This is a genomic window from Janthinobacterium longum, from assembly GCF_051380735.1.
Classification (GTDB): Bacteria; Pseudomonadota; Gammaproteobacteria; order Burkholderiales; family Burkholderiaceae_D; genus Janthinobacterium.
In genome coordinates, this window is record NZ_JBNYXQ010000001.1 from 1,080,062 (window position 1) to 1,102,030 (window position 21,969).

17 protein-coding genes are annotated in these 21,969 nt (G+C 61.5%); 14 read left to right on the plus strand and 3 right to left on the minus strand.

Annotated elements, in window-relative coordinates; all coding sequences use genetic code 11:
- The first annotated feature begins 183 nt into the window (after window positions 1-183).
- The 9 genes from ACQ4WM_RS04945 to ACQ4WM_RS04985 all read left to right on the plus strand — a co-directional run bounded on the left by ACQ4WM_RS04945 (window position 184) and on the right by ACQ4WM_RS04985 (window position 10,252).
- Window positions 184-582, plus strand: coding sequence for an Mth938-like domain-containing protein (locus ACQ4WM_RS04945; RefSeq protein ID WP_436545568.1), 399 nt, complete (start codon window positions 184-186; stop codon window positions 580-582).
- An 8-nt stretch (window positions 583-590) separates the two neighbouring features.
- Window positions 591-2,252, plus strand: a complete 1,662-nt coding sequence (locus tag ACQ4WM_RS04950; RefSeq protein ID WP_436545569.1) for a glycosyltransferase family 39 protein — start codon at window positions 591-593, stop codon at window positions 2,250-2,252.
- Between the two features lie 245 nt (window positions 2,253-2,497).
- On the plus strand, window positions 2,498-3,661 hold the full coding sequence (locus ACQ4WM_RS04955) for a DegT/DnrJ/EryC1/StrS family aminotransferase (protein ID WP_436545570.1): 1,164 nt from the start codon (window positions 2,498-2,500) through the stop codon (window positions 3,659-3,661).
- The gene (locus tag ACQ4WM_RS04960; protein WP_436545571.1) at window positions 3,658-4,653 is read left to right on the plus strand and encodes a glycosyltransferase; all 996 of its coding nucleotides are present in this window, start codon (window positions 3,658-3,660) and stop codon (window positions 4,651-4,653) included. The genes ACQ4WM_RS04955 and ACQ4WM_RS04960 overlap by 4 nt, the downstream gene beginning before the upstream one ends.
- Window positions 4,653-5,585 (plus strand): formyltransferase, encoded by a 933-nt coding sequence (locus tag ACQ4WM_RS04965; RefSeq protein ID WP_436545572.1) that lies wholly within the window; start codon window positions 4,653-4,655, stop codon window positions 5,583-5,585. Before ACQ4WM_RS04960 ends, ACQ4WM_RS04965 begins: the two co-directional genes overlap by 1 nt.
- Window positions 5,582-6,634 (plus strand): bifunctional UDP-4-keto-pentose/UDP-xylose synthase, encoded by a 1,053-nt coding sequence (locus tag ACQ4WM_RS04970; RefSeq protein WP_436545573.1) that lies wholly within the window; start codon window positions 5,582-5,584, stop codon window positions 6,632-6,634. Before ACQ4WM_RS04965 ends, ACQ4WM_RS04970 begins: the two co-directional genes overlap by 4 nt.
- Window positions 6,634-7,593 carry a polysaccharide deacetylase family protein gene (locus ACQ4WM_RS04975; RefSeq protein ID WP_436545574.1) on the plus strand — a complete coding sequence of 320 codons (960 nt, stop codon included), beginning with the start codon at window positions 6,634-6,636 and terminating at the stop codon, window positions 7,591-7,593. The genes ACQ4WM_RS04970 and ACQ4WM_RS04975 overlap by 1 nt, the downstream gene beginning before the upstream one ends.
- A gap of 74 nt (window positions 7,594-7,667) precedes the next feature.
- Entirely contained in the window at window positions 7,668-8,138 is a 471-nt protein-coding gene (locus tag ACQ4WM_RS04980) for a peroxiredoxin (RefSeq protein ID WP_436545575.1), read from the plus strand.
- A gap of 269 nt (window positions 8,139-8,407) precedes the next feature.
- Window positions 8,408-10,252, plus strand: coding sequence for a PhoH family protein (locus ACQ4WM_RS04985; RefSeq protein ID WP_436545576.1), 1,845 nt, complete (start codon window positions 8,408-8,410; stop codon window positions 10,250-10,252).
- 85 nt (window positions 10,253-10,337) lie between these two features.
- Here the strand turns inward: ACQ4WM_RS04985 and ACQ4WM_RS04990 are convergent, their stop codons facing one another.
- On the minus strand, window positions 10,338-15,935 hold the full coding sequence (locus tag ACQ4WM_RS04990; RefSeq protein WP_436545577.1) for a DUF3320 domain-containing protein: 5,598 nt from the start codon (window positions 15,933-15,935) through the stop codon (window positions 10,338-10,340).
- A gap of 175 nt (window positions 15,936-16,110) precedes the next feature.
- On the opposite strand from ACQ4WM_RS04990, the gene ACQ4WM_RS04995 reads away from it, so the two are divergent.
- Together ACQ4WM_RS04995 and ACQ4WM_RS05000 are read left to right on the plus strand one after the other, a co-directional pair.
- The gene (locus ACQ4WM_RS04995) at window positions 16,111-16,779 is read left to right on the plus strand and encodes a site-2 protease family protein (RefSeq protein WP_436545578.1); all 669 of its coding nucleotides are present in this window, start codon (window positions 16,111-16,113) and stop codon (window positions 16,777-16,779) included.
- Entirely contained in the window at window positions 16,776-17,807 is a 1,032-nt protein-coding gene (locus ACQ4WM_RS05000; RefSeq protein ID WP_436545579.1) for a TPM domain-containing protein, read from the plus strand. The genes ACQ4WM_RS04995 and ACQ4WM_RS05000 overlap by 4 nt, the downstream gene beginning before the upstream one ends.
- A 28-nt stretch (window positions 17,808-17,835) precedes the next feature.
- Here the strand turns inward: ACQ4WM_RS05000 and ACQ4WM_RS05005 are convergent, their stop codons facing one another.
- Complete coding sequence (locus ACQ4WM_RS05005) at window positions 17,836-19,203, minus strand: NAD-dependent succinate-semialdehyde dehydrogenase (protein ID WP_436545580.1); 1,368 nt, start codon at window positions 19,201-19,203, stop codon at window positions 17,836-17,838.
- 149 nt (window positions 19,204-19,352) lie between these two features.
- On the opposite strand from ACQ4WM_RS05005, the gene yidD reads away from it, so the two are divergent.
- The 3 genes from yidD to ACQ4WM_RS05020 all read left to right on the plus strand — a co-directional run bounded on the left by yidD (window position 19,353) and on the right by ACQ4WM_RS05020 (window position 21,193).
- Entirely contained in the window at window positions 19,353-19,748 is a 396-nt protein-coding gene (gene yidD, locus ACQ4WM_RS05010) for a membrane protein insertion efficiency factor YidD (protein ID WP_436545581.1), read from the plus strand.
- A 202-nt stretch (window positions 19,749-19,950) separates the two neighbouring features.
- Window positions 19,951-20,892 carry a bestrophin family protein gene (locus tag ACQ4WM_RS05015; protein ID WP_436545582.1) on the plus strand — a complete coding sequence of 314 codons (942 nt, stop codon included), beginning with the start codon at window positions 19,951-19,953 and terminating at the stop codon, window positions 20,890-20,892.
- Between the two features lie 94 nt (window positions 20,893-20,986).
- A complete protein-coding gene (locus ACQ4WM_RS05020; RefSeq protein ID WP_436545583.1) occupies window positions 20,987-21,193 on the plus strand; it encodes a heavy-metal-associated domain-containing protein in 207 nt (68 codons plus the stop codon).
- A gap of 17 nt (window positions 21,194-21,210) precedes the next feature.
- Here the strand turns inward: ACQ4WM_RS05020 and ACQ4WM_RS05025 are convergent, their stop codons facing one another.
- Window positions 21,211-21,951: a glutathione S-transferase gene (locus ACQ4WM_RS05025; protein WP_436545584.1), complete on the minus strand. Its 741-nt coding sequence runs from the start codon at window positions 21,949-21,951 to the stop codon at window positions 21,211-21,213.
- Between the last annotated feature and the right edge of the window lie 18 nt (window positions 21,952-21,969).

The following is a 21,969-nucleotide window of genomic DNA, read 5'->3' on the forward strand; positions in this document are numbered from 1 at the left end:
TTCATGTTCTCTTAATCTTCGCTGGTTAGCATGCACAGGCATGTCAAGGTTTGGATTGCAGTTTGGAAAGCTTGCGATTTTTCATTCGCTCTTTCGTGTTGTTTATGGCATCCTGAAGGCCTGCGCCACATGTTTTTTTTGCAAGCAACACACTGATTCACCGAACCGAGTATCTGACCCACCATGAAACTGCACGCCTCCAGCACCCAGCAATACCAGACCGTGACCGGCTATGACGCCACCGGCGTGGAAATCAACGCCGAACACTTCGGCTACAGCCTGATCGTCATGCCGGAAACGGCGCCGCGCGCCTGGGATGTGACGCGCTTCGAAGACCTGACCGAAGCGCATTTCGAGAAGATCCTGGCCGACGCCCCCGACGTGGTAATCCTTGGCACCGGCGAACGCCAGCGCTTCGTGCATCCTAAACTGACGGCATCCCTGACGATGCGCCGCATCGGCGTTGAATGCATGGACAGCCAGGCTGCCTGCCGCACCTACAATATCCTGATGGGCGAGGGCCGCAAGGTGACCCTGGCCCTGATCCTGCCCGCAGCGCAGACTGTTACCGCCGGCGCATGAGCCTGCACATGCGCGAGCTGCACGCATCGAAAGCAGCGATGTGGACCCTGTTCGGGCTGTTCGTCGTGCTGACCATCTATGCACTGGGCATCCGCACCCTGGTGCCGCCCGACGAGGGCCGCTATGCCGAAATGGCGCGCGAGATGTTTGCCAGCGGCGACTGGATCACCACCCGCCTCAATGCCATCAAGTATTTCGAAAAACCTCCGCTGCAAACCTGGATGAATGCGTTGACCTTTGCCGCCTTTGGCCTCGGCGAATGGCAGGCGCGGCTGTGGACCGGCTTGTGCGGCATTCTCGGTGTCGGCATGACGGCTTGGGCCGGCCGCAAGGTATTCGGTCCACGCGTCGGCCTGTATGCAGGCCTGGTGCTGGCGTCGAGCCTGTTCTGGCTGGCCTCGGGCCAGATCAATTCGCTCGACATGGGTTTGTCGGGCATGATGACGCTGACCCTGGCCAGCCTGCTGATCGCCCAGCGCGATGAAGCGACGGCTAGCGAGCGGCGCAACTGGATGCTGGTGTGCTGGGCCGGCATGGCGCTGGCGGTGCTGGCCAAGGGCCTGATCGGCCTGGTACTGCCGGGCGCCGTGCTGATCCTGTACAGCCTGTTCGCCCGCGACTGGCGCATCTGGAGCCGCTTGCACCTGGTCAAGGGCACGCTGCTGTTCTTTGCCATTGCCGCGCCATGGTTCATCCTGGTGGCCCTGCGCAACCCCGAGCAGCCGTATTTCTTCTTTGTCCACGAACACTTCCAGCGCTTCATGATGAAGGGCCACAAACGCGAAGGCGCCTGGTACTACTTTCTGGTGCTGCTGATCCCCGGCATGCTGCCCTGGATCACCTTGTTGCCGCAAAGCCTGGCCGCAGGTGCCAGGCGCCAGGCCGGCGCCTTCCAGCCGCGCCTGATGATACTGGTCTGGGCGGTGTTCATTTTCCTGTTCTTCAGCTATTCGACCTCGAAGCTGCCCGGCTACATCGTGCCGATCTTCCCGGCGCTGGCGCTGCTGGCAGCACTGTTGCTCGACGCGGCCTCGCGCCGCCAGCGCATGGTTTTCGCCGCCCTGGTGAGCGTGCTGGGGCTGGCCGTGCTGCTGGCCGTACCGATCACGCTGGCCCTGATCACGGCCCGCGACGAAGCCCACCTGGCGGCCCTGCATGGCTACCAGCCATGGGTAATGGCCGCAGGTTTCCTGGTGATGGCCGGTGGTTTGCTGGCGTTGCTGCATGAACGCCAGTCGCGGCGCGACCTGGCCGTACTGACGGTGGCCGTGGCAGGCTTCCTGGCGACCCACAGCATCCTGGCAGGCTCGGAACTGTATGGCCAGAACCGCGCCGGCACCGACCTGCTGCCGCAGATCCAGGCCGAACTGAAACCCGATACCAAGCTGTATTCGGTCGGTATCTACGAGCAGTCGCTGACGTTCTATCTGCAGCGTCCGGTGACTCTGGTCGCTTACACCGATGAGTTCGCTTTTGGCCTGAAACAGCAGCCTGAATTGTCCATGCCGGCGATAGAGACTTTCATCACGCAATGGAAAAATGACGCCAAAACAGGCGTACGCAGCTTGGCCATCATCAGCCTGGACCGGTATGAAGACTTGAAACACCGCGGTGTCCCCATGCATGTCGTTGCCGAAGATGCACGCCGCATGATCATTGCCAATTTGTAATAAAGCCGTGGCCCAAGCATGCGCCACGACAGCAACACCGGCAAGAGCGGCCAGCCATCAGGGTTTGCCGCGATTGCCCGCCCTTTCGCAGCACGAACCTCAGCCCCGCCCCCGCTGAAATTGGCCGTGCCGCAACATTGAGAAGCTTTAAAATGGAAGTGCCTGCAAACACGATTTGCGGGCGGCTTTCGCGAGTGCGCCGCATGGCGAATGACCAGCCTGAACCGAGAAACTGTGAGTGCAGCATGACAAACATTACGACCCCGCCCCTGCCATTTTTGCCGTTTTCCAAGCCCACCATCGACGAGGCCACGATTGCCGCCGTCGGCGAGGTGCTGCGCTCGGGCTGGATCACCAGTGGCCCGCAAGTGCAGGCTTTTGAAGCGCAGTTGTCCGAGTACTTCGGCGGGCGCCCCGTGCGCACCTTCAATTCCGGCACCTGCACCATGGAAATCGCGCTGCGCATCGCCGGCATAGGCCCTGGCGATGAAGTCATCACCACGCCCGTGTCGTGGGTAGCCACAGCCAATGTGATCCTCGAGGTGGGCGCCACGCCGGTGTTTGCCGATATCGACCCCGTCACGCGCAATATCGACCTCGACAAGCTCGAAGCGGCGATCACGCCGAGGACGAAAGCCATCATTCCCGTCTATCTGTCGGGCTTGCCGGTCGACATGGACCGCCTGTATGCGATTGCCCAGCAATACAATTTGCGCGTGGTGGAAGACGCGGCGCAGGCTTTCGGCTCATCGTGGAAAGGCCAGCGCATCGGCGCCTTCGGCGACTTTGTCTCGTTCAGCTTCCAGGCCAACAAGAACATCACCACCGGCGAAGGCGGCGCGCTGGTGCTGAACAACCTGGAAGAGGCCAGGCTGGCCGAAAAATTCCGCCTCCAGGGCGTCTCCCGCAGCGGCGTCGACGGCATCGATGTCGACGTGCTGGGTGGCAAATACAATATGAGCGACATCATGGCCGCCATCGGCCTGGGCCAGTTCGCCAATATCGAGGCGATTACCGCCCACCGCCGCGCGCTGGCGCGCCATTATTTTGCCAGGTTCGGCAGCGATTTCGAAGCGGCCAGCGGCGCGCAACTGCCAGTGGCCGACTTTGACAACAGCAACTGGCACTTGTTCCAGATTATCCTGCCCGATCGCGGCCCCGACACGCGCGCCACCTTTATGCGCCAGATGGCTGAACTGAATGTGGGCACCGGCTTTCATTACGCGCCTATCCATCTGTTCAGCCTGTACCGCGCCCGTGGTTTTACGGAAGGCATGTTCCCCCATGCGGAAAAAATCGGCCGCCTGACCGTCACCCTGCCGATGTTCTACGCCATGACCCTGGCCGACGTGGAGCGCGCCGTGGACGCCGTCAAATCCATCCTGATCAACCAAGCGGTGCCATCATGAAACCCGAACTGTCGGTCATCATCCCGATCTACAACGAACAGGAAGGCCTGGCCAGCCTGTTCGCGCGGCTGTATCCGGCGCTCGACGCCTTGCAGACCACCTACGAAATCATTTTCGTCAACGATGGCAGCCGCGACAATTCCGTGGCCCTGCTGGCCGAGCAATTTCGCCAGCGCCCGGAAGTGACGCGGGTAGTGCTGTTCAACGGAAACTACGGCCAGCATATGGCGATCCTGGCCGGCTTTGAGGTATCGCGCGGCCAGATCATGGTCACGCTCGACGCCGACCTGCAAAACCCGCCCGAGGAAATCGGCAACCTGGTGGCCAAGATGCGCGAAGGCTACGATTACGTGGGTTCGATCCGGCGCAAGCGGCAAGACTCCGCCTGGCGCACGGTGGCCTCGAAAATGATGAACCGCCTGCGCGAACGCATCACCAATATCAAGATCACCGACCAGGGCAATATGCTGCGCGCCTATGGCCGCAATGTGATCGACCTGGTCAACCAGTGCGCCGAAGTGAACACCTTCGTGCCGGCGCTGGCCTACACGTTTGCCCGCAAGCCGACGGAAATTATCGTCGAGCACGAAGAGCGGGCGGCCGGCGAATCGAAGTATTCGCTGTACAGCCTGATCCGCCTGAACTTCGATCTGGTCACCGGTTTTTCGCTGATCCCGCTGCAGATCTTTTCCATGCTGGGCATGCTGCTGTCGTTCAGCTCGGCCGCGCTGGTAGTTTACCTGCTGGCGCGGCGCTTCCTGTTCGGCGCCGAAGCCGAAGGTGTGTTCACCCTGTTCGCGATCGCATTCTTCCTGATGGGCGTGATCCTGTTCGGCATCGGCCTGGTCGGCGAATACGTGGGCCGCATCTTCCAGCAGGTGCGTGCGCGTCCGCGCTACGTGGTGCAGACCATCTTGCAGGACGGCATGGCGCAAGCCGAGGCCGAAGCCGCACCGTATGTGCGCCTGGAAAAACGCCAGGTGGCCCGCTGATGCGCGCCGTGGTTTTCGCCTATCACAATGTGGGCGTGCGCTGCATCAAGGTGCTGCTGGCCGGCGGCGTCGATATCGCGCTGGTCGTCACGCATGAAGACAATCCACAGGAAAACCTGTGGTTCGAATCGGTCGCCGGCCTGTGCCGCACCGAAGGCATTGCCTTTGTCACGCCGCCAGATGCTGGTGCCCCGACGCTGCTGGCGCAAGTGCAAGCTGCCGCGCCCGATATACTGTTCAGCTTTTACTACCGCCATATGCTGCCGGCCAGCATTCTCGATGTGGCGCCGGCCTACAATATGCACGGCTCGCTGCTGCCGCAGTTCCGCGGCCGCGCGCCCGTCAACTGGGCCGTGCTGCACGGCGCCACCGAGACCGGCGCCAGCCTGCACGCAATGACGGTCAAACCGGACGCCGGCGCTATCGTCGCGCAGACTGCCGTACCGATTTTGCCCGACGACACCGCTTTCGAGGTGTTCGGCAAGGTCACCGTGGCCGCCGAGCAAACCCTGTGGCGCGTGCTGCCGGCCCTGCTCGATGGCAGCGCCCCGCTGCTGCCAAATGACCTTACCCAGGGCGGCTACTTTGGCGGGCGCAAGCCGGCCGACGGCCGCATCGACTGGAGCTTGCCGGCGCAGCAGGTCTACAACCTGCACCGCGCCGTCGCGCCGCCCTACCCTGGCGCATTTACCGAACTTAATGGCGTCACCTATGTGATCGGGCAAGCCAGGCTGGGAAAGCAGGCGCCGGTCGCCCTGCCGCCAGGCCTGGCCGTGATTGACGGCGCCATCGTCGGCGTCTGCGGCGACGGCCGGCTGCTGGCCATTTCCTCCTTGCATGCCAATGATCAACCGATTTCTGCCGCACAACTGCAAGTCCAGCTGACCGCCCGTGTCAGCCCTCCAAATTCCACTCAAGAGAAATTTATATGAAAAAAGTCCTTATCCTCGGCGTCAACGGTTTTATCGGCCACCACCTGTCCAAGCGCATCCTGGAAACCACCGACTGGCATGTGTACGGCATGGACATGAACTCGGACCGCATCACCGCCGTGCTGGAAAACCCGGAATACAAGTCGCGCATGCACTTCTTCGAAGGCGACATCACCATCAACAAGGAATGGGTGGAATACCACGTCAAGAAATGCGACGTGATCCTGCCGCTGGTGGCGATCGCCACGCCGTCGACCTATGTCAAGCAGCCGCTGCGCGTGTTCGAACTGGACTTCGAAGCCAATTTGCCTATCGTGCGCTCGGCCGCCAAGTACGGCAAGCACCTGGTGTTCCCGTCGACCTCGGAAGTGTATGGCATGTGCCACGATGAAGAGTTCGATCCGGAAAACTCGGAACTGATCTGCGGCCCGATCAACAAGCCGCGCTGGATCTATTCGAACGCCAAGCAGCTGATGGACCGCGTGATCTGGGGCTATGGCATGGAAGGCCTGAACTTCACCCTGTTCCGCCCGTTCAACTGGATCGGCGCCGGCCTCGATTCCATCCACACGGCAAAAGAAGGTTCCTCGCGCGTGGTGACGCAGTTCTTCGGCCATATCGTGCGCGGTGAAAATATTTCGCTGGTCGACGGCGGCGCGCAAAAACGCGCATTCACGTATATCGACGACGGCATCGATGCGCTGATGCACATTATCGCCAATCGGAACGGCATTGCCAGCGGCAAGATCTATAATATCGGCAATCCGGGCAATAACTATTCGATCCGCGAACTGGCCGGCATGATGCTGACCCTGGCCACCGAATATCCCGAATACGCCGACGGCGCGCAGCACGTCAAGATCGTGGAAACCACCTCGGGTGCCTACTATGGCGCCGGCTACCAGGACGTGCAGAACCGCGTGCCGAAGATTACCAATACCTGCGAAGAACTGGGCTGGGCGCCGACCACCACCATGAGCGACGCGCTGCGCCATATTTTCGACGCCTACCGCAGCCAGGTCACGCAGGCGCAAGCGCTGATGGATTAATGTTGAGCAAACCCTTATTGACACTGAAGATCGACGTCGACACCTATCGCGGCACCCGCGAAGGTATCGAGCCCCTGGTGCGCATGCTGGCCGCGCACCAGGCCCAGGCAACGTTTTTGTTTTCGCTGGGCCCTGACCATACGGGCTGGGCCTTGCGCAGGGCCTTGCGGCCCGGTTTTTTCAGCAAGGTCTCGCGCACCTCGGTAGTCGAGCACTATGGCTTGAAAACCCTGATGTACGGCACCTTGCTGCCGGGGCCGGACATCGGCAAGCGGTGTGCGGATCAGTTGCGCGCCGTGCGCGACGCCGGCTTCGAATGCGGCATCCATACCTGGGACCACACCTTGTGGCAGGATAACGTGGCCCGCCGCGACGCCGACTGGACCACCGCCATGATGCGCAAGGCCGCTGCCCGCTTTGCGCAGGTGTTCGGCGCGCCGGCGCGCACCCATGGCGCCGCCGGCTGGCAAATGAACCTGAGCGCCTTTGTCGAGCACGATGCGGCGGGCTACATGTACGCCTCGGACGGCCGCGCCATGCTCGACGAACGCGGCGCCATGGTACGCGCCAGCGACGGCCCGCACCGCCTGCGCAATGGCAATACGGTACTGCAGTGCGTGCAGCTGCCGACCACCCTGCCGACCCTCGACGAATTGCTCGGATGCCAGATTGATGGCAAAATGCTCACCACCAGCAATATTGCCGACCATATCCTGTTTCTGACGGCCGAAAATCGCCGCGATCATGTCTATACTTTGCACGCAGAACTTGAAGGACAGAAACTCGCCCCCATTTTCAAGCAACTGCTGACAGGCTGGCAAGCCCAGGGTTATCAATTGGCCTCGATGGCCGAATATCATGACAAGGTCAAACAGTCCGAATTGCCGGTCTGCCCCATCACCTGGGACGAGCTGCCGGGCCGCTCGGGACGCCTGATCGTGCAGGGCAAAGCCGCCTGAATGCTGTATTGTTCCACCTGGATGCGTTGCCAGGTTAAAAACAGCGCTGATGATCACCGTTCAGGAGAGAACCTGTGGCTGAGAGCCTATCCCTCGTCGCCGTACCCGATTTTACCGCCGCCATGACCAGCGACAAAACCTTTCAACTGCTGGGCCGTCCAGCCAAGGCCACCGTCTTGTTCTTCTACCCGAAAGACAACACGCCTGGCTGCACCACGGAAAACATCGCGTTTCGTGATGCCTACGAAAAATTTACCGCCGCCAATGTGGAAATCTACGGCATTAGCCGCGATTCCCTGCGCTCGCACGAAAGTTTCAAGGCCAAGCTGGAACTGCCGTTCGAGCTCATTTCCGACCCCGACGAAGCGATGTGCTTGCAATTCAATGTCATGAAGATGAAACAGATGTACGGCAAGACCGTACGCGGCGTCGAGCGCAGCACGTTTGTGATTGACGCTGAGGGCCGAATAGTGAAAGAATGGCGAGGCGTGAAGGTCGCAACTCACGTGGAAGAAGTGCTGGAATTCGTGGCGCGTCTGAACTGATGCGCATGTCGGGTTTCCAGCAAGCGTCGTTCAACCTATCGTTCAGTTCACAGCAGCCATCGCCATTTTGAGTCAACGAAGCGCCTCACTCCACTCCCCCAGCCGGGCTATCCGCCCGCTGATGGACCTCCTTACCGGCCCCGAGGCCGGCCAGCCGGCAGTCATATCGTCCTGTCCCATTGTTGTTCCCGCATCCACCCCATGCTGCGCCGCCGAAAGTTGGCTGCCCGTGGGAGATTCATTCCAGAAATTTTTTGATTGAGATCCTGATGCCACTGCCAAAATTACCGAGCAAGCCAGCCACTATCCTGGCCACAGAAGATTATCCAACCGCAGGCGCAGCGCGCCCGGCCACCAAAACCCCGGCAGCCAAGAAAGTGGCTGCACCGATCATTGAAGCGGCGATCGCCGAAGTTGCAAAACCGGTCCGCAATGCGGCCACCAGGATCAAGCAAGTGGCGGCATTGATGGTTGCCAAGCCGGTGCCTGTCGCGGCGCCAGCGCCAGCGCCGGAACCAGTTGCCGCTCCAGCACCTGTAGCCAAGGCCAAGTCCAAGCCTGCCGCCAAGGCCAAGGTCACCGAGGTGCCAAGCGCCAAGGTCACGCCGATCAAAGCCGTCAAGCAGGCCGAGCAAGCCCATCCGGCCAAGCACAAGCCGGTCGAAGTGCCGCTCAAATCGTCGGCCAGCCGCGCCGCCGACCAGCGCGGCGTCACCAAACTGTTCGTGCTCGACACCAATGTGCTGATGCACGACCCATCGTCGCTGTTCCGCTTCGAAGAGCACGATGTCTACCTGCCGATGATGACGCTGGAAGAGCTGGACAACCACAAGAAGGGCATGACCGAAGTGGCGCGCAACGCACGCCAGGTGTCGCGCACGCTGGACGCCCTGATCAGCAATACCGATGACGACGCGATCGAAAAAGGCATTCCGCTGGCGAAATTGGGCAACAAGGACGCCAAGGGCCGCTTGTTCTTCCAGACGCGTTTGCAAAGCGCCGACCTGCCAGCCGGCCTGCCGGTCGGCAAGGCCGACAACCAGATCCTGGCCGTGGTGCGTTCGCTCGAATCGGAACAGGAAGGCCGCCCGGTAGTGCTGGTGTCGAAAGACATCAATATGCGCATCAAGGCGCGCGCCCTGGGCCTGCCGGCAGAAGACTACTTCAACGACCATGTGATGGAAGACACGGACCTGCTGTACTCGGGTATCGTGCAACTGCCGGACGACTTCTGGAACAAGCACGCCAAGGACATGGAATCGTGGCAGGAAAGCAAAAACGGCTACAGCTCGACCTTCTACCGCGTTACCGGCCCGTTCATTCCATCGTTGCTGGTGAACCAGTTCATCTACCTGGAACCGAAAAACGGTGAAGCGCCGTTCTACGGCCAGGTGAAACAGATCAACGGCAAGACGGCCGTGCTGCAGACCCTGCGCGACTTCAGCCACAACAAGAACAATGTATGGGGTGTGACCGCGCGCAACCGCGAGCAGAACTTCGCGCTGAACCTGTTGATGAATCCGGAATGCGACTTCGTCACCCTGCTGGGCCAGGCCGGTACCGGCAAGACCCTGCTGGCCCTGGCCGCAGGCCTGGCGCAAGTGCTGGAAACCAAGCTCTACAACGAAATCATCGTTACCCGCGTGACGGTGCCGGTCGGCGAAGACATCGGTTTCCTGCCGGGTACGGAAGAAGAAAAGATGTCGCCATGGATGGGCGCCTTCGACGACAACCTGGAAGTGCTGAACAAGTCCGACTCGGATGGCGGCGAATGGGGCCGTGCGGCAACGCAAGACCTGATCCGTTCGCGCATCAAGATCAAGTCGCTCAATTTCATGCGCGGCCGCACTTTCGTGAACAAGTTCCTGATCATCGATGAAGCGCAGAACCTGACGCCGAAACAGGTCAAGACCCTGGTCACGCGCGCCGGTCCCGGCACCAAGATCCTGTGCCTGGGCAATATCGCCCAGATCGACACGCCTTACCTGACCGAAGGTTCGAGCGGCCTGACCTATGTAGTCGACCGCTTCAAGGGCTGGTCGCACAGCGGCCACGTGACCCTGGCGCGCGGCGAACGCTCGCGCCTGGCAGACCACGCCAGCGAAGTGCTGTAGGTTTTTACGAGGCAGCGAGCTGCCTCGGTAGTTGAAAAGCCCCGGCCGCAGCGATGCGGGCGGGGCTTTTTTCTTGCCGGGTGCTTTATGCGCTGTGCTGCTGGCGTAGCTCAAACACCTCGCCGTTCTTCTGCAGCAAGCCGCGCAACAGCAGCTCATCAAGGCGCAGCCTGATGGTTTCGCGCAGCTGCGGGCTGGTGGACCTGAAGCCGAACAGGCGCGCCACGTACTGGGCAATTTCGACCAGACCTGCACCATAGTTTTTCTGCAAGGTGTCGAGGATGGCGGCATCGATTTCCTGCGGCGGCAGCATGTCGGGTTTGCGCAGCGTGTCCGAGACCACGGCGCTGCGGTCGCGGATAAGCACCACCGTGTCGGCCATGCTGAGGAAACGCTCCGTCATCAGCATGCCATCGAAGCGGATGGCGGCATCGATGGCCCGTTCCACCGCTGCCTGGATGCGCGCGCCGGTGCGTTTCAGGCCCCAGGCGGCGCGCAGGCGCATCACCACTTCATCGACATGCACCGGGCCTTCCAGGCGCACGATTTGCCTGACCAGTTCGCTCAAGGCCGCCACCGGCATGTCGTGCAGTTCATCGGCATGGGCAGGCTTTGCGGGAATCGCTTCGACATACACTGGCGGGCGCTGGCGATCAGTCCTTTCCAGGCCGATTTCCGCATGGTCTTCGCGCTCCACGGTGACCACCGATACGGTCGGCTTGCGTTCCTGGCGGCCATTGAGTTCGGCGCGCGCCGCCAGTTCCACCCTGGCCGCATCGATGGCCAGTATCAGGCGCTGCAATTCGTTGTTGGGCCTTTGATACCAGTCCAGGCTCCAGATGCGGTGGATGATCCAGCCATGGTCTTCCAGCACGGCCTGGCGCAGCCGGTCGCGGTCGCGCGCGGAACGCGAGCGATGGTAGGACTCGCCATCGCATTCGATACCCAGCAGATAACGGCCAGGATGCTCAGCGTCGGCGATGCCCAGGTCGATGAAAAAGCCGGCGATGCCCACCTGCGGATGCACTTCATAGCCGCATGCCTTGACGGCGTCGGCGACCTGCACTTCGAACGGGCTGTCATATTCGCGGCCCGAGACGCGCGACAGGCCCAGCTTGCCGGTTCGGGCGAAATGCAGGAACAGCTTGAAGGCGGCCACGCCACGCCCCCTGGCTCGTTCCAGGTCGATGTCTTCATCGGTAATCGAGGCGAACACTTCGCAGCGGCGCTTGGCGCGGCTGATCAGCACATTCAGGCGCCGCTCGCCGCCCTCGGCACTCAGTGGACCGAAGCGCATGGCCATATAACCGAGCTTGTTGCGGCCATAACCGACCGAAATAAAGATTACGTCACGCTCGTCGCCCTGCACGTTTTCCAGGTTCTTGATAAAGAACGGTTCGCTGGCATGCTGCTGGAAAAACGGTTCCACGTCCGGATGCTGGCGGCGCAACAGTTCCAGTTCATCCTGGATCGCGCGCCGCTGTTTGACCGAAAAGGTGGCCACGCCCAGCGAGTGTTGCGGCGCGTTGCGCGCATGGTCGATGATGGCGGCAGCAATCACCCTGGCTTCTTGCGCATTGGTGCCGGTATTGCCGGAATCGAAAACACCGTCGGCGATATGGTGAAACTGCAGGCCCATGCCTGCTTCACGGGTGTACGGGCTGGGTACGATAAACAGCTTGTTTTCATAAAACTGGCTGTTCGATACCGCGATCAGCGATTGATGGCGGCTGCGGTAATGCCAGCGCAGCATGCGCTGCGGCAAGCCGCGTGCCGTAAACAACCCCAGGATGCTTTCGATATCGGACATCTGCGCATCATCGTCGCCATCCTCGTCAGGCTCGGCACTGGTCATCTTGGAAAAGAATTTGGTCGGCGGCAACTGGCGTTCATCGCCCACGACCACTACCTGGCGCGAACGCGCAATCGCCCCCAGCGCATCGACCGGCTGGATCTGGCTGGCCTCGTCCATAACCAGCAAATCGAAGCTCAATTGCCCGGCCGGCAGGAACTGGGCCACCGACAGGGGGCTCATCATGAACACCGGTTTCAGAGCCTGGATGGCGGGCGCCGCCCTTTGCATCAGGCGGCGGATCGGCATATGGCCCTTGCGCTTGGCCATTTCGCCGCGCAACACGCCCAGCGGGCCGATCGCGCCGCCGCCCTGCGGGATGCGCCGGTGGTGGGCGCGCACCACTTCCAGGCTGGAAGCGGCAATGCGATCTTTGTCCATCTGCGCGAAACTGGCGGCCAGGCGGCCGTGCAGATGACCGTCAAAATGCGCCAGCGCCTGGTCGCTGCCAACCTGGTCGGAAAACAGCGCCTCGAAATATGCCATGGAAAAGGTGCACATGGCCTGCGCCGGCAGCAGCAGGCCCGCTTCGAGCTGGGTGACGATTTCGCCGATGCCCAGCTGGCGCGCTTTGGCACAGCGGTCGCGGTAGATCACCCATTTCGACAGTTCTTCGGAAAATTCGACCCACAATCCCAGCCGGCCCAGCAAGGCAAACGCCGGCAAGTCGCGTATGGCCGGCACCTCGAACAGTTTCTCGTTATTGGTGCACAGCTCGCCATACAGCGCGTCCAGGTCGACCAGCAACTGGTCCTGCGCCGCCTCGATCTCCAGCGCCCGCCGCAAGGCAGCATCGCGGTCGTCGTGGCGCGCCACCATATGGCGCAGTGCCTGGTGCCCGGCCAGCCACTGCGCGCTGCTGCGCAAATGATTCCAGTCCGACTGCGCTCCTTGCCATGCCTCACCAAAGGCGCCAGCTGCCAGTTCGCTGGCGGCATCGAGACGGGTTTGCAGCGCCTGCATCTCGATCAACAGATCAAGCCGGGCTATTTTTTCAGCCGTGCCTGGCGGCACGTTCAGCATCACGGACGCACAGCCGGCCAGGCAGCTTTCAAACCGCGCCACCTGTTCCCCTATCCGTTCCAGCGATGCCGTCTCCACGCTGGTCCACTCGCGAAACGCCGCATCATCTTGCCAGCCATTGAACCACAGCGCATCGAGCAAGGGCCGGAGTTCCTGCAGCAGGCTGGCCAGCAGCGCGGCGCGCCGGCAGATCTCCGTGCGGTCCGGCAATTTGCTGGCGATCAGGCGCGGCTGCGCGCCCAGGCCACGCAGGCTGCGCATCCATGCCACCAGCGCCAGCAGCGGCGCCGAACGCGTCTGCGCGCCGCGCCAGTCCGCGCCAAAAGCGCCAGTGCCAAAGGTTTGTTGCGAGGCGATGCGCTCGATCAGCCTCCTGCCTTCGGCAAGATCATCGAGAATTTCCAGCTGCTCCGGCAGCGGCGCGTCTGGATTGCGCAACACTCCCTTGACCTGCTTGCTGGCGGCGCGCCATTCGCCGTTGACGAAACGCAGCAGGCTGTCGCCATGCGCGGCCAGTGTCTGCCGCGCGCTGCCAAGGTCGACCTGCCAGGCGCTGCTGCTGACTTGACTGTCCAGCCGCGCCTGCAGGCCTTCCAGCGCAGCGACCGCTTGCGCCAGGTCGGCCGCCTGTTCCACACCCTGGTCCCATACCGTCGAGATAAACACGTCGGGACTCACATCCGGCGCGCTCGCCACCTTTTGCGCCGTCTGCACCAGGCGGTTGAGCTCGCTGTAGCTGGCCAGATAACTGGCCGCATCGACACCGAGCAGGCGGCCCAGCAACACCACCTCGCCGGCCAGCCGGCCGAGCAAGGTTTTCAAGCTGGCGGCCCGCTCGAATGCCTGCGCGTTCGCATAGGGCGGCAAGCCGGCCAGTTGTTGCCGCAAGTCCAGCACATCGCGCTGCCAGGCATCGGGCTTGACCTCGCCTGCCAGGGCGGCCGTTATGCGCTGCAACTGCACACCATCGTCGACCAGGGCGACCAGGCCTGCCGCCTGGCCGTCCCAGCCGGGCGAGCGCAAGGCCGCCGCAGACAGCCTGGGCGCTGCAGCCACTTCGCGCGCCAGTTCGGTCAGATAGTCCATATCGCGCAGCACGGCCGGCGCCATGGTGTCGAGCGACAGGGCGAGATCGGCCTGCTGCGCGGCAAGCGATTGGCAACGCGCGCGCAAGACCGTAATGCGCGACACCAGGCGCTCGACATCATTCGGCAATATCACCTTGAGCGCCACGCCGCGCCATGGATGATCGTGCGGCTCGCCGATCTCGACGATGCGCTGCGCCAGCTCTTCGACCACGGCCAGGCGCTGCTGCACATCATCGGGCGACCAGCTCTGCGGCTGCTGCAGCCGGATATCGACCGGTTTGACATTTTCCTGGCGCAACTTGCTCAGTTCGCCGATCACCTGGTAGGGCGTCAGCATGGCGGCCGGGTGGCGCCGGTGCAGGCGCGCGCTGTGCGCATTGAGCTCATTGCGCGCCGCCAGCAGGCGGCTGTTGAGCGTGGTGGCCGTATCGCCCTTGGGCGAACCGAGTTCCGACGTGCGACGCAGCTCGTCGAGAAACATCTTCTTGTTGGCTTTATTGCTGTGCAATTCGATACAGGCGTCGCCCACGCCGGCCTGGTCCAGCCGGCGCTTGACCACTTCCAGTGCGGCCATTTTTTCCGCCACGAAGAGCACCGTCTTGCCGTCCGCAATCGCCGAGGCGATCACATTGGCAATCGTCTGCGATTTGCCGGTGCCGGGCGGGCCCTGTATCACCAGGTTGCGCCCGGCCCGTACATCGTGCACGGCCAGGGTTTGCGAGCTATCGCAGTCGACGATATGCAGCAGCTCGGCCGGCGAAATATGCTCGTCGAGATTGGCGTCTTCGGGTATGGTCGATTCTTCAAAGGCGAAACCATCGGACAGCAAGCCGCGCATCAGCGGCTGATTCGTCAGAGCGCCCTCGGGCCAGATAGCCGGATCGAGGTCGCGGTACATCAGGAATTTGGAAAACGAAAAAAAGCCCAGCACGATGTCGTCGCAATCGACCACCCAGCCTTCCTTTGATTTGACGGCGTCCCTGACGGCTTCGATATACTCCAGCGGATCGAATTCGTCACCCGCTTCATAGGCGGGCATTTTCAAATGGTGCACGCGTTCGAGTAACGCTTCCAGCGACAGATTCGACGAATGATCTTCCTGGCGCCATTTCAATTTGAATTGCTCGGCGGCGTTCCCGCGCTCCAGGCTGACAGGGATCAGTATCAACGGCGCATGGCGCACGTTTTTGGCATTCAATGGATCGAGCCATTTCAAGGTACCGAGCGCCAGGAAAAGAATATTTACGCCCTGCTCTTCTTCCAGGGTGCGCGCATCGAGATACATGTCGAGCAGGCGTTTTTGCAGCCCTTTTGACGTCAGCCGCGTTTGCAGTCTGGTGTCGGCGTGGCGCGACAAAACTCCACGCTCATCGACGCTGTTGTCTATGCTGTCATGACCCGGCTGCGCCAGGTCGCCGGCTTCATCGACGTCCTCGTCATTTTCCGTTTTACCGAGATCGACCTTGTTTGCTTCCTTGCCCGGCAAAAAAGTAAATGACCGGCTTTCCGACACCATCAGGCGGAAAATTTCGCTGGTCTTTTCATCGACCACATCGATGGTACGCGCCGTGGTCGACGAGCGCGGGATATTGAGCAGGCGGTTGCGGGCCGTCAGGTCCAGCAGCTCGGTGCGTGCGCGTTCAAGCTTGGCGTCTGCCGACAGGCTGCCCTGTAAAAACGTTGATTCAAATGCAGGTACCACGACGTCCGCGTCATTCATTGTCGTCTCATCATTTCACTATAAATTGGGCCACTGGGGGTTTATCTGTAACTTTACTCTTTAAAGCAGATTGACGAAGCCAAAGAGTTTACTGAATAAAAATAGCGCGTAGCGGACATGGCTTTTTCTTATGCCATGTTTTAATACTATTCCCTGCCATCAACCATTTCCTGCAATGCACCCAGTCTTCCAATTCCTGCTTGCCACCTTCCTGTTCATGCTGATCCACGTTTCCGTGATGGCTCTGTGCGCCCGTGCTTTCGGCATCACTATTCGCCGCATCGCTTATGGCGTGGGCCCCACCGTGCTTTCAATCGGAAAGGCGCAGATCAGGCTGCTGCCATTTGCCGGCAGCGTGGTGCTGAAAGATACGCGCGAACAACAGATTTACGATGACGAATCTGGCGGCGACATCTACAACGAGCGGCCGCTGTGGCAGCAGCTCGCCGTGTTGCTCAGTGGCGTGGCGGTGCCCTTGATACTGGCGCTGGGCTTGCTGGGCGCGCAGGGCTGGCCCAGTTTTACGGGCGCTTTTGCGCAGATTATCTCGGGCGCGCTGGCGCCTTTGCACATGGCGCAGCTGCTGCTGGCCGATGGAGCCTCGTTTGCCGCTACGCATGGCTTTGTGTTGTTGTTCGCCCTCGTGAGTGTGAAACTGTGCGCGTTCAACTTGCTGCCGTTTGGCGGACTGAACGGTGGCCAGGCGCTGCTGGCGCTGGCGCGTGGCGGCAAACCTTATGTGGCGTGGGAAGAGACGGTGGCGAAATGGCTGCTGCTGCCGGGGCTGGCAGTCACGCTGGCCTGGCTGGTGGCGTTCGGATTTTTTTGCTGGAGCCAGCCATGAGCGCGCCGCGGCTGACACGCCATGCAACCTGGCCTGGCTTGGCTGGGCTGGTCTTGATTTGCCTGCTGCAACTGTGCTGCACGCTGGCACAGGCCGCCATCACGGTGCCGCCCCTGCAGTCGCACGTGAATGACGTGGCCGGCGTGTTGGCCGCACGCGGCCCGGCCATCGATGCGCAACTCAAGGCCTTCGAAGCGCAGACCGGGCACCAGGTGTTCGTGCTGACCGTGCCATCGACCGGCACCGGAAACTCGATCGAAGCGTACGCGTTGGCCGTGTTCGAGCAATGGCAGCCGGGCCGCAAGGGCCAGGACGATGGTGCACTGCTGGTGATCGCCACCGGCGACAAGACCATGCGCATCGAAGCGGGCTATGGACTGGAAGGCAAGCTGACCGACCTGCAAAGCGCGCGCATCGTGCGTGAGGTGATTACGCCAAAGTTCAGACAGGGCGATATCGAGGGCGGCGTGGCCGATGGCGTCGAGGCTATGCTGGCCGTGATAGGGGGCCAGCCATTACCGGCTCAGGCGGCCGCCGCAAAAGCTGAAGAGAAGGAAATTTCCGGTGCGGCAAAATGGATAGTGCTCGGCATCTTCGGCTGTCTGGCGCTGTTTGCGTTGGGCATGTCGCTGTTTGCCGGTGTATTTGGTCTGCTGGCAAGCATTGCCGTGGCCGTTGCCGTCGTGATGCTGGCGAAGGGAGACAGCCGTGCCGCGGCCTGGGCCGGCGCCGCCGTGCTGGTGCTGGCGTGGCTGCTGCTGCGCTGGAAAATGGTGGCCGCGAATGTGCGCAGGTATCACTTGCCCAAGGCACGGCACAAGCTGCTGGCGTGGCTCAAGGTGTATCTGTTTGCAATGGGATTTGCACGCGGCGGCCCGCAGCGCAAGCGTGAACGTGATGACGGGCGCCGCAGTGATAGTGACAGTGACAGCGACTCGTCAGGCAGCAGTTCGTCGGGAAGCAGCACAAGTGGCACCTCAGGTAGTGGCGGACGCTCCGGCGGTGGCGGAGCGTCCGGATCGTGGTAAGGCCAGTGGCCTTGCCACGACTTGTTACTTAGCCCACCAGCACCAGCTTGCGGTTGACGAACTCCATAATGCCCAGGTCCGACAGTTCGCGGCCGTAGCCGGAGTTCTTGACGCCGCCAAACGGCAAATCAGGCGCCGTGACGGCAGGCGAGTTGATAAAGACCATGCCGGTGTCGATCTGGCTGGCCAGTTTCTTGGCGCGTGCGATATCGGCCGTAACGATGGTGCCGCCCAGGCCAAATGGCGAGTCGTTGGCCAGCTTGATCGCCTCGTTTTCATCCTTGACGCGGAAGATCATGGCGACCGGCGCAAAGAACTCCTGGTAGTAGACCGGATTGTCCGGCTTCACATCGGTGAGGATGGTCGGCTCCATGAAGTAACCGGTGCGCTCCATGCGCTTGCCGCCCAGCAGCACTTTCGCACCGCCTTCGACGGCCTGGCCCACTTGCTTGACTGCCAGTTCCAGCGCCGCCTTGCTCGACAGCGGCGCCACGGCTGTAGCCGCGTCCATCGGATCGCCCGCCTGCAGCTTGGCCAGTTCGGCCTGGAAGCGTTCGACAAAGGTGTCGGCAATGCTGTCGACCAGGATAAAACGTTTCGAGCCGTCGCAGACCTGGCCAGAGTTCTGCATGCGGCCGATCACGGCCAGCTTCACGGCCAGGTCCATGTCGGCGTCGCCCAGCACGATAAAGGCGTCGCTGCCGCCCAGTTCCATGGTGGTCTTTTTCAAGGCCTTGCCGGCGGTAGCGGCAACCGAGGCGCCGGCACGTTCGCTGCCGGTCAGGGCCACGCCCTGCACGCGCGGGTCGGCAATCGCAGTGGCCACCTGCTCGCTGGAGAAGAAAGCGTTGGTATAGGCGCCGGCAGGGGCGCCGGCGTCCGTGAACAGTTTTTCAAACGCCAGCGCGCATTGCGGCACGTTCGACGCATGCTTGACGACCAGGGTATTGCCGGCCATCAGGTTCGGGCCGGCCACACGGGCCAACTGGTAGTAGGGGAAATTCCACGGTTCGACACAGAAGATCACGCCCAACGGCGCGATTTCAACGCTGGCTTCGCCGCGCTTGACGTCGAGTTGTTTCGGCGCCAGGAACTGCTCGCCATTCTCGGCATAGTAATCAAGGATTTGCACGCACAGGGACACTTCCTGCTGCGCTTCCTTGAACAGCTTGCCCATTTCCAGGGTAATCAGTTTGGCAAAATCATCGCGCTGCTCTTTCAACAGCATGGCCGCTTTCTTGACCACTGCCTTGCGCTCGGCGAAGCTGCGCTGGCGCCAGTCGCTCTCGAAGGTGGTGGCTGCCTGGGCCAGGATGGTTTCCATTTGTGCGTCGCTGTGCGGCGTGAAGGTTTGTTCGATCTGTTCGCTGTACGGATTCGTGGTCTGATAGCTCATCTGTTTTCCTTTTTCATGACGCCTCGCGATTGCGTGGGTACTTTTTCAGTATGCACTACATCGCCGCAACACACTGTTCGCAGACGTACATAGTGGCGGCATCAGATATTTGCCCAAAAGCAGGACTGGACGTATGCTGCCTGTTTTAAATGCATGGGAGCGCCATCATTTTCCACTACCCTGCCCTGCTGGCCATTCGCGCTTACCAGCTCTACCTGTCGCCGCTGAAGGGATATGCGTGCGCCTTCCGCGTGCTGACGGGTCGCGACAACTGTTCGGCCTATGGCTATCGGGTGATCGCGCGCTTTGGCCTGCTGCGCGGCCTGGCGCTGCTGCGACGCCGCACCCGCGCCTGCAGCCAGCATTTGCAAGCACATCGTGCGGCAGCGCCTGCCACACGCTGCCATACGGCACGCCACCAGGCGCAGGCAGGCTATTGCGACTGTGACCTGCCATCTGCCGATTGTGCGGCCTGTTCCTGCGATGGGAGCGACCTGATCGATTGTTGCGACTGGCCACGCGAAAAAAAGAAAAAACAGCATTAGTTCACATATTTATAAAGCATACATTCATAAAGTAAATAACTGCCATGGCGATTCTGAATTGGCCGCCAGGCTGCCTGGCGGCCTATACTCGCGCCGTCTCCTCACCACTGGCACCCATGCTTACCGTTCCCAGCCCGCACTCCTTGCGGGCTTGTTGTTCGCAATACTTTTCCACACTGTCCACCATGTCCGGGAGCACGCCATGATCGTGCGCGAGCGCCCTTCGGCGCTACGGCTGTTCCTGATCGTGCGTGGTTCGATTTTGCCGCGCATTCGCGTCACCCTGATCGTCAATACCCTGATCGCCACCCTGGTCACCTGGTGCCACGGTACGCTGTTCGACCATAAGGTGATCCTCACCACAATTCCGTTTACGCTGATCGGCCTGCCGCTGGCGATCTTCCTCGGTTTTCGCAACACGGCTGCCTATGACCGCTACTGGGAAGGGCGCAAGCTGTGGGGCGAACTGGTGCTGCGCAGCCGCAATTTTTCGCGCCAGTGCCAGAGCATGATCAGCAGTGATACGGTGGCCCATGCGAAACTCGGACTCGACGATGTGCGCGTGCGCATGGTCTGCCGCACCATCGCGTTTTGCCATGCGCTGCGCCATCAGTTGCGCGATTCGACAGGTGCGGCCGACCTGCAACCGCTGCTGCGGCCCGGCGAATGGGTACTGGCCTGCAAGTCGTCGAACCCGTCCGACTACCTGATGCAGCAGATGGGCCAAGACCTGGCCACCTGCGTGCGTGAAAAACGCATCGACACCATCCTGGCCGCACAGCTCGACAATTCGATCTCGGCCATGGTCGGCGCGGGCGCCTCGTGCGAACGCATCCGCGGCACGCCGATTCCGTTTTCGTACTCGCTGCTGCTGCACCGCACGGCCTATCTGTATTGTTTCCTGCTGCCGTTCGGCCTGGTCGACTCGCTCGGTTTCATGACGCCGTTCGTGGTGGCCATCGTCGCCTACACCTTTTTTGGCCTCGACGCGCTCGGTGACGAGATCGAAGAGCCGTTCGGCGAAGACGCCAACGACCTGCCGCTGTCGGCCATCTGCCGCACCATCGAAATCAACCTGCGCGAGTCGCTGCAGGATGAACAGGCTCCGCCGCCGATGCAGCCGGAAAACTTCATGCTGACCTGAGCGGCACCAGGCGCCGCACGGTTCGTGCGCCGCTTGACCTTCCCATGGCAGCAAGGCTTATAGTGGTGCAGTCAACCATTGAGGAGGAATCGCCATGTACCAGTTACAAGTTGAAAACATGACCTGCAACCATTGCGTCAGCGCCGTCACCAAGGCCGTGCAGTCGGTCGACCCGCAGGCACAAGTGCAGATCGAACTGGAAGAAAAAAGCGTCAGGGTCGGCACCGACAAGGCGCTCGAAGCGATCAGCGCAGCCATCGTGGATGCTGGTTATCCGGTAACCAGCGCACAAGCACAATAGCCACACGGTGCGGCAGCTCAGCCATCGAGTTCCGGATAATGCCGGAAGATGCCTTCCTGGCTGAACGGCAGGCGCCGCTTCGACTTGAGGTAGCGGGCAATGTTCGGCCGTGCCGCCACGCTGTGGTGCAGGTCGGACAGCGCCTGGTAGCGCGGCGCCAGCCTTTCCATTGCCTGCGGAAACGCATAATGCAGCCCGGCGATCATCTGGAACAGCGACAGATCGCCATACGTCAGTTTTGCCCCCACCAGGAAGCTGCCCCGGCTGCGGTTGTTGGCCAGCACCTGGTTGAAATAATCGAGGAATTTCGGCAAGCGCGTGTCGCGAAAGTCCCTTGCACGCAAGGCAGCGGCCGCCGCCTGGTCTTCATAATACTGGCCCATGGACAGCGGATGATGCGTGTCGTGCACTTCCGTCAGCCAGTCGGCTATGGTCAGCTGCAACTGGTTCAGCCACAGCCGGCCCGCCTCGGCACGCGGCGCCAGGCCCAGTTGCCTGCCCAGATAAAACAGAATATTCGGCGTCTGCGCCAGCAGCAAATCACCATGGCCAAGCACGGGCGGCGCATACGCCGCCTGCGGCGTGGCGTCGCCATCAAGGCAGGCCAGCATCGCGGGCATGCCCTGCTGCTTTCCCTTGCGCTCGGGCAGGCGCGCCACGTCCTGGTAGTCGGCACCGGCCTCTTCCAGCGCAAGGCGAACGAATTCGCCACGCCCCTGGATGGTGGGCCAGTAGTACAGCAGATACGGTGCGCTCATGGATGACCTTTCAAGATT